Source organism: Rothia sp. HMSC066G07 (genome assembly GCF_001814485.1).
Taxonomy (GTDB): Bacteria; Actinomycetota; Actinomycetes; order Actinomycetales; family Micrococcaceae; genus Rothia.
The window spans coordinates 111,299-118,911 of record NZ_KV816917.1 but is presented as its reverse complement, the minus strand read 5'-3'; the positions used below and the strand labels follow the sequence as shown (position 1 = coordinate 118,911).

6 protein-coding genes are annotated in these 7,613 nt (G+C 60.8%); 2 read left to right on the top strand and 4 right to left on the bottom strand.

The window, feature by feature from the left end; genetic code table 11:
• Positions 1 to 68: 68 nt before the first annotated feature.
• From HMPREF2971_RS00980 to HMPREF2971_RS00970, 3 genes are all read right to left on the bottom strand, one after another.
• Positions 69 to 1,730 (bottom strand): NAD-dependent succinate-semialdehyde dehydrogenase, encoded by a 1,662-nt coding sequence (locus HMPREF2971_RS00980; RefSeq protein ID WP_070690653.1) that lies wholly within the window; start codon positions 1,728 to 1,730, stop codon positions 69 to 71.
• 390 nt (positions 1,731 to 2,120) lie between these two features.
• Complete coding sequence (locus HMPREF2971_RS00975; protein WP_044150004.1) at positions 2,121 to 3,725, bottom strand: glycerophosphodiester phosphodiesterase; 1,605 nt, start codon at positions 3,723 to 3,725, stop codon at positions 2,121 to 2,123.
• Positions 3,726 to 4,116: 391 nt separating this feature from the next.
• Complete coding sequence (locus HMPREF2971_RS00970) at positions 4,117 to 4,629, bottom strand: PTS sugar transporter subunit IIA (RefSeq protein ID WP_044150002.1); 513 nt, start codon at positions 4,627 to 4,629, stop codon at positions 4,117 to 4,119.
• Positions 4,630 to 4,967: 338 nt separating this feature from the next.
• Here HMPREF2971_RS00970 and HMPREF2971_RS00965 point away from each other — a divergent pair, with 338 nt between their 5' ends.
• Entirely contained in the window at positions 4,968 to 5,555 is a 588-nt protein-coding gene (locus HMPREF2971_RS00965; protein WP_070616255.1) for an arsenic metallochaperone ArsD family protein, read from the top strand.
• 139 nt (positions 5,556 to 5,694) lie between these two features.
• Here HMPREF2971_RS00965 and fbaA read toward each other — a convergent pair whose 3' ends face one another.
• On the bottom strand, positions 5,695 to 6,720 hold the full coding sequence (gene fbaA, locus HMPREF2971_RS00960) for a class II fructose-bisphosphate aldolase (RefSeq protein WP_012902702.1): 1,026 nt from the start codon (positions 6,718 to 6,720) through the stop codon (positions 5,695 to 5,697).
• 263 nt (positions 6,721 to 6,983) lie between these two features.
• On the opposite strand from fbaA, the gene HMPREF2971_RS00955 reads away from it, so the two are divergent.
• Complete coding sequence (locus HMPREF2971_RS00955) at positions 6,984 to 7,370, top strand: hypothetical protein (protein WP_012902700.1); 387 nt, start codon at positions 6,984 to 6,986, stop codon at positions 7,368 to 7,370.
• Positions 7,371 to 7,613: the final 243 nt, after the last annotated feature.

The window sequence follows — 7,613 nt, the reverse complement described above, 5'->3', positions numbered from 1 at the left end:
TTCGTTGTCCAAGAAACGGGAGGCAGTTCACTTCTCGGGTACCCGCCGGGGCTTCGCTGTATTCAGGCTTATCCGGCGAACGGGTTCGGCGTGCCGATGTACTGCAGCTCGGTGTACTCCTCCAGTCCCTCGGGGCCGCCCTCGCGGCCCATGCCGGACTGCTTCACGCCACCGAAGGGTGCCGCCGCGTTCGAGATCACGCCGGAGTTGTAACCGATCAGGCCGAATTCCAGCCCAGCAGCCATGCGCGTAAAGCGCGGGTGGTTGCTCGTGTACACATACGCCGCCAGGCCGTACTCGGTGTCGTTGGCGAGCTTCAGGGCGGTGCGTTCGCCCTCCTCGCCGTAGCCGCTGAACGTGGCGATCGGGGCGACGGGGCCGAAGATTTCTTCACGCCACACGCGCATCGAATCGGTCACGCCGGTCAGCACGGTGGGGGTCACGAAGTTGCCCTTGTTCAGGTTTTTGGGCATGCCTCCGGTATCGCTCGGAACGTTCTCCTCAAGCTCGGGAATGTAACCGCCGCAGGCGAGGAGCGCGCCCTTGCCCAGGGCGTCTTCAACCATAAAAAGCATGGATTCAACCGCTGAAGGTTGAATTAGCGGGCCGCATTCGGTTCCGTCGGCTGTTCCGTCACCCACGACGGTCGCCTCCATGCGCTCCACGAAGGCGCGGGTGAACTCTTCAGCAATGTCCTCGTGCACAATGAATCGGTTGGCGGCGGTACACGCCTCGCCCATGTTCCTCATCTTCGCTGCGTAGGCGCCCTCCACGGCGGCGGGGATGTCCGCGTCCTCAAAGACGATGAACGGGGCGTTGCCACCCAGCTCCATGGAGGTGCGCAGAACGTTCTGCGAGGCCTGCGCGAGCAGGGTGCGGCCCACGGCGGTGGAGCCGGTGAACGAGACCTTCCGCAGGCGCTCATCAGCCATCAGCGCTGAGACCACCTCGCTGGTTCGGCTGGTGGTTACGATGTTCAGCACGCCGTCCGGCAGGCCCGCCTCACGCATCAGGGAGGCGAAGTACAGGGAGCTGAGCGGAGTCAGGGAGGCGGGCTTGAGCACCGCGGTGCAGCCCGCCGCGAGCGCTGGGGCGACCTTGCGTGCCGCCATGGCGAGCGGGAAGTTCCAGGGGGTAATCAGCAGGCAGGGGCCCACGGGGCGGCGTACGGTGGTGATCTGTAGCCCGGATTCGGGGGCAACGGCGGTGCGGCCGAAGTTGCGGGCGGCTTCTTCGGCGTACCAGCGCAGGTAGTTCGCGGCGTAGGCGACTTCGCCGCGGGACTGGTCGAGGGGCTTGCCCATTTCGAGGGTCATGAGCCGGGCGATGACTTCGGTGCGCTGCGTCATGAGCGTGTAGGCGCGGTTGAGGATGTCGGCGCGTTCGCGGACGCTGGTTGCCGCCCATGAGGTGCGGGCGTCGCAGGCGGCGTCGAGTGCTTCGATGCCCTGTTCGACGCTGGCGTCGGCGACGTGCGCGAGGATTTGGCCGCAGGAGGGGTTGTGCACGGGGAAGGAGCCGTTGTCGCCGGTGACCCAGCTGCCGCCGATAAGCAGGTCGGTGGGCACGTAGAAGAAGGGGTAGGAGGGCCGCTCGTAGGGGTCGATGGGTTCGCGCTGCGGCATGTTGATGCTTTGCATGTGCGGTTCGGTGCGGCCTCGTAGCTGGGCGGATTTCGCGGCGGGCTTTGCGGCGGGACTCTCGGCGGAGCTTTCGGGTGAGGTGGTCATGGCGTGCCTTTCGGGTTGGGGCGGCCGGTGCGGTCGACTCTGACGCTTTTAATTCTAGTACCGCGCACTCCCCTACCCCTCGAACCGACCCGGCGGCTCTCTCCCCTGCCCCGCTCGCCCTATACACCCTTACGCGCCTACACGTCCCCGCTCGCACTCTCCCCACCCTGAGAAGGCCGCGGGCACGCCGAAGGGGGCCGCATCCGCTGTGGATGCGACCCCCTTCGGGGTGGATTCCCGCTCGGTGCGCGAGGGTCCTAGCTGGAGATTATGGAAGGCGTTGCCCGGAAGGGATGCTCGGTGTTACATCCGCTCTGCCCGGTATCCGTAATCTCACCGCTTAGCGGGCGGTGAGGCGGGCACCCAGGTGGACTAGGCCCACCGGTTCTCTCAGATCCAGGACTGGCGTGCCTCGATTCGAGTCAGCTCCAGAGGACCGCCATCGTTGGTGCCGTGGAAGCGGCCGAAGTGTACGTACGGGCCGCGGTAGGCGCTGTGGTTGATGGGGCTGGAGTATTGGCCGTTGACCGTGTAGTAGAAGCTGTTCTTGTTCACCACAATCTTGCAGTTCAGTGCCTGGCCGGTGGTGACCTTCTGGCGCAGCTTCATGGTGTGCAGCACGCGCGGGCTGGTCTGCTTGGGTTCGAAGCAGAGAATCTGCGCTACGGAGTTGCCGCGGTAGTTGGGGCGGATGGCGAGCACGTAGGTGCCGTCTTCCTGGTTTGCGGCGAACTTCTTGCCGATGCCGAAGGGGCCGTCGTGTTCGCGACCGAAAGCGACGTAGCCGTAGTGGCCGTCCTGCTGCGGCAGTGCACCGGTCCACTTCATGGAGAAGTCGAGGGTGTACTTTTCGCGGGTGGTGTAGTTCGCCAGCGGGCCGAGCAGTACGGATTCGTCGTAGCGCTGGTTGTGCACGATGGCTACGCCGGTCAGGTCGGGCATGTCCGCTGCGACGGAGGGGTCGGCGGGCAGCATGCCGTGGGGACGCTTGCCGGTCTTGATCTTGACGCTGGAGTCGAAGGGGTCACCGATTACCCAGTAGGGGTCGGGGCACATGAAGCCCTTCACGCCCAGTGCCTTGTACTTTTCGTAGGCGGAGCGGCGGTGGATTTCCCAGACGATGACTGCCTTGCCGAGGCCGGTGAGGGCGCGTACGTTCTCTTCGCTCATGGAGCCCTGGGAAGCGCCGGTCGGCTTCTCGTAGTAGGGTACGCCGATGGCGTCCACGTTTTCGTGGCGTGCCATTGCGGAAATCTTATCGATGGGGTCGCCGCCGTCGAAGTAGCACCAGGTGGCACAGCCTGCGGAGTTGGCAAGCTTCAGGTAGCGGGAGGTGGGCTTGAAGCCGCCGCTGCCGTCACGGTACATCTTGATGACGGTGCGGCGCTGCAGGCCGCGTTCGGTGATGAACTTGACGAGGCCTGCCTGTGCGGGGCCGTCCTTCGCTTCGAGGAACAGTACGACCTTCTTGCCGCCGACGGAGGCATATTCGCCGCCTGCGGGTACGGCGTCAACGGCTGCGATGGCTTCTTCGAGGGTGGGGATGTTGTACAGGTCGGTCTTTTCGCCCAGGTTCTTGCGCATGTTGACCTTGTGCTGGCGCAGTTCGGCGAGGGTGTGGCCGCGCACGTCCATGGATGCGCCGGTGGTGCGCTTGATGTTGGTGTCGTGCATGCAGACGAACTGGCCGTCGCTGGTGGTGCGTACGGAAATTTCGACGGCGAGGGCGCCGCGGCGTACGGACTCTGCGTAGGCGTAGGCGGTGTGCTCGGGGCTGATGTTGCCGGCACCGCGGTGGGCGATGAAGAATTCATCGGTCTTGTAGAGCAGCTGATGTGCGGGGGAGCCGCTGTGTACTGCCGCGAGCTGTGCGCGGGTGTTGGCTGCGGCGTGGGCTTCGCCTGCCTGGAGCATGAGGGCGGCGGGCGCCAGAGTGGAGGCGCCAATGAAGCCGCGGCGGCTCAGATTCTTGGAGATCTTCGGGAATGCAGTCACCGTAGTGGTCCTTTTTTCGTTTATGAGTTGAGCGTAATGTGTGTGGTTGGTCATTGAAGTTTTGGTTTATAGCTGAGGGTCCGGATTCTCTCAACTCAAACTGCAACTTCTATGTAGGATAACGATTTTTTATCGGTGATTCACTGCGTTCACAAGCAAATAGGGTATTATGTGCGCCTCATTCTTACCCGCTGTGCAATGCGGGTGAATGTGTTCCTCCTTTTCCGCCGCTTTTAATAGCGGCATTTCATGCGGCGTTAAAAAATTTCTCGTGTAACGAAAAAAGCCGCGCCTGTAGCCCGATTGAGCCTGCAGGACGCGACCTTTTGCGTTAAGTATTTTCGCGGGTTTTCACCGCAGTTGAAGCTGAGCTATTTTTCGCTGGTTCAGCTTACTTCTTGGATGCCTGAGCGACGCGGTCACCGGCTGCGACGGGGCGACGAGACTCAGAGTCCTTGGAGATGTTGAACTTTGCGGTGTTGGTAATCATCACCATGGTTTCCTTGGAGGGGATGCGGCCCTCGATAGCTGCCCAGTCGACCTCGATAATGGGTGCGCCTGCCTCAACCTTGTCACCTACGTTAGCGAGCTTGGTGAAGCCGTCGCCGCCGAGCTCAACGGTGTCGATACCGATGTGGACCAGTACCTCACCGCCGTTTTCAGTGCGGAGCATGAATGCGTGCAGGGTGTCCTGAATCAGTGCAATGGTGCCTGCAACGGGTGCGACGATGGTGCCTGCGGTGGGGTTCACTGCGTAGCCGTCGCCCATAACGCCCTGAGAGAAAACGGGGTCGGAGACTTCGCTCAGCGGCAGGTACTCGCCGGTAGCAGGTGCGACGTAGACGTCTGCGGACGATGCTTCCTGTGCGGCAGCTTCCTTCTTCTTCTTGCCGAAACCGAACATGTATGCTCCTTCTGGTCGTGTTGCGCTATGAATAGCGTGTATTTGTAGCGCTGATGCGTCCGCGTCGGATGCGGGCGTCGTTGCCTTCTTGGTTTCACACCGGGCGGCGCCTGCCTGAATTGCAGGGTTCGCACACTCCGGTGCATATGCACTCAGAATACAACACCTAAACCCGTAGCTCACGAGCTGAGGGTCATTCGACTCGAATTCTGCAAATATTCCGCAAATCTGGAACTTCAACTCACACTTCTGCACTCTTGAGGTCGCGAGTACACTTAGTGAAGGACTGGCACCCCTCCCCCGAGCCGGTGCCCATAAGAGAGAAAAGGCTGAAACTGATGACTGAAGCGGCTGAGACCGTTCTTGAAGTATTTATTCCGGGTCCCGGCGAGAACCCGGAGGATCCGCAGGATATGGAGCGCTCCGAGTTCCTGGGTGCCGCGCAGGAGGCGCTGGATTCGGGCGTGGACATTGAGGTGTACTCCACCGACTCCTACCCTTCCGCATTTGAAGAGTGCGCACCCGTGGCGGAGCAGATTGAGATGAACGGCCGCGAGGTTCTGCCGCTCATGCTCGTCAACGGTGAGGTGAAGGTGTCCTTCGCGTACCCGACTGCCGAGCAGATTAAGCGTTTTGCGCGCGCCCACCTGGTTGCCCAGCCGAAGGCTAATGCGGCAGCGGCTGCGTGCGGTCCCTCCGGCTCCCCGGCGGCGTCGATGATCCCGAACCTGAGCCCCCTGGCGGAGCCCGCCGGTTTCGCGGCGACCCTGGCGGGTAAGGCACCTCAGCCGGTCGGCGGCCCCGAGATTGGTAACCGCGTGAACCTCATGGGTGGCGACACCGGCGACGGTATCCCCACCTCCGGTTCGGTGGCTGTGAAGTCCGGCGGCTGCGGATGCGGTGGTTGCGGCTGCGGCGGTAAGTAAACCCGCCCGACTCTAGCTACATCAACAAAGAAGCGGTGCCCGCCTCCTCATGATGAGGAAGCGGGCACCGCTTTCGCTTAACGAAGCTTAGGTTCACACCCGGCAGCGGCTACAGGAGCCGCGGCGGGCGAACAGTACCTTACTTGATGGAGGTACCGACGGAACCGAGCTGCTGGCAAGCCTCGACCACGCGTGCGGCCATGCCTGCCTCTGCAGCTGCACCCCAAACGCGGGGGTCGTAGGTCTTCTTGTTGCCGACCTCGCCGTCAACCTTCAGCACACCGTCGTAGTTGCTGAACATGTGGCCAGCAACGGGGCGGGTGAATGCATACTGGGTGTCGGTGTCGATGTTCATCTTGATAACACCGTAGGACACTGCGTCTGCAATCTCCTGCTCGGTGGAGCCGGAGCCACCGTGGAAGACCAGGTAGAAGGGCTTGTCGCCCTTGCCGTACTTAGCGCCGACCTCGGTCTGGATTTCCTTGAGCAGCTCGGGGCGCAGGTGAACGTTACCGGGCTTGTACACGCCGTGAACGTTACCGAAGGTCAGAGCAGCCATGTAGGTGCCCTTCTCGCCCAGGCCGATTGCCTCAACGGTCTTGATTGCGTCTGCAACGGTGGTGTACAGGGAGTCGTCGATAGCGCCTTCAACGCCGTCTTCCTCGCCACCAACGGCACCAATCTCAACCTCGAGAACGAGCTTTGCCTTGGAGGTACGCTCGATCAGCTCAGCAGCAATCTTCAGGTTCTCGTCCAGGTCGATTGCGGAGCCGTCCCACATGTGGGAGTTGAAGATGGGGTCTTCACCGCGAGCAACAGCCTTCTCGGACTCTGCCAGCAGGGGCAGGACGAAGCCTTCCAGCTTGTCCTTGGGGCAGTGGTCGGTGTGCAGTGCAATGTTCACGTCGTACTGCTTAGCAACTTCGCGTGCGTATGCTGCGAAGGCCAGGGAGCCAACGACCATGTCCTTCTTGGAAGCGCCGGACCAGTATGCTGCACCACCGGTGGATGCCTGGATGATGCCGTCCGAGCCAGCCTCTGCGAAGCCGCGGATTGCAGCATTCAGGGTCTGGGAGGAGGTCACGTTCACTGCGGGGTACGCGAAGCCCTTTTCCTTCGCGGTCTGCAGCATTTCTGCGTAAACTTCGGGGGTTGCAATAGCCATATGCTGACTCCTTGGATAGATGCGACCGGTTACCGATGCTGGGCCGGTTCACCATATTTTGTTGGCGCGCGAGACGCCTCCTACTCGCACTATTTTACCAAGATACGACTTATTTATCGTTAATTTTTTGTGGGTTTTTTTGGGTTTACTGCAGCGAAATTTCCGCGAATTACCGCGGTAAAGTAGAGGTGTTAATGACTTGATGTCTTCTGTGCGTGCAGGGCAGCGTACACATCACCCGGACGCGATGAAAGGAACCTCCCATGAGCAAGGCGAGCGCTAAAAATAATCCAAAACAGCTCGACGCGAAACGTGAGAAGCGTGCCCGCCAGGCGCAGCGTCGTGCTGAGCGTGAGCATCCGAATGCGGCGGCTATTGCCCCGGTGCGCGCCCAGTTGGATGAGATTCTGGAGCGTAAGAGTCGGCATGTTTTGGGGCATGGCGATATGGCGAAATCCCTTGAGTTGATGGAGAAAATGCGTGATGAGGGTGCGAGTGACCACGAGATTGATGTGGCGCTTGCGGAGGCGAAGCTCCCCTCGGTGGTGCAGGTGGGCCGTAAGTCGTTGATGCGTTGGCCGAGCTGGTGGTGGTTGAATCGTCGCGAGCGTGCATTGCGGGCGAAGATTGATCGCCTGATGGAGGGCTAAGCCCCCGTTTTGAATAGGTTGTGAGAGCACCCCGTTGTGGGTGCTCTTGTGCTGTGTACTGGTGGGGGAATTGATTTTTTGGACTCAGAGTTCAATTAATCTATTTCACACAACAATGAAAACCACACAATACAACATGAACCAAATATATTCATAAGATATGCATTATATGTATATAAATTATTACGTGATGCGGGTTATATTTACCTAAATTACCGTGCTATAGTCGTTACAACCCGCAGA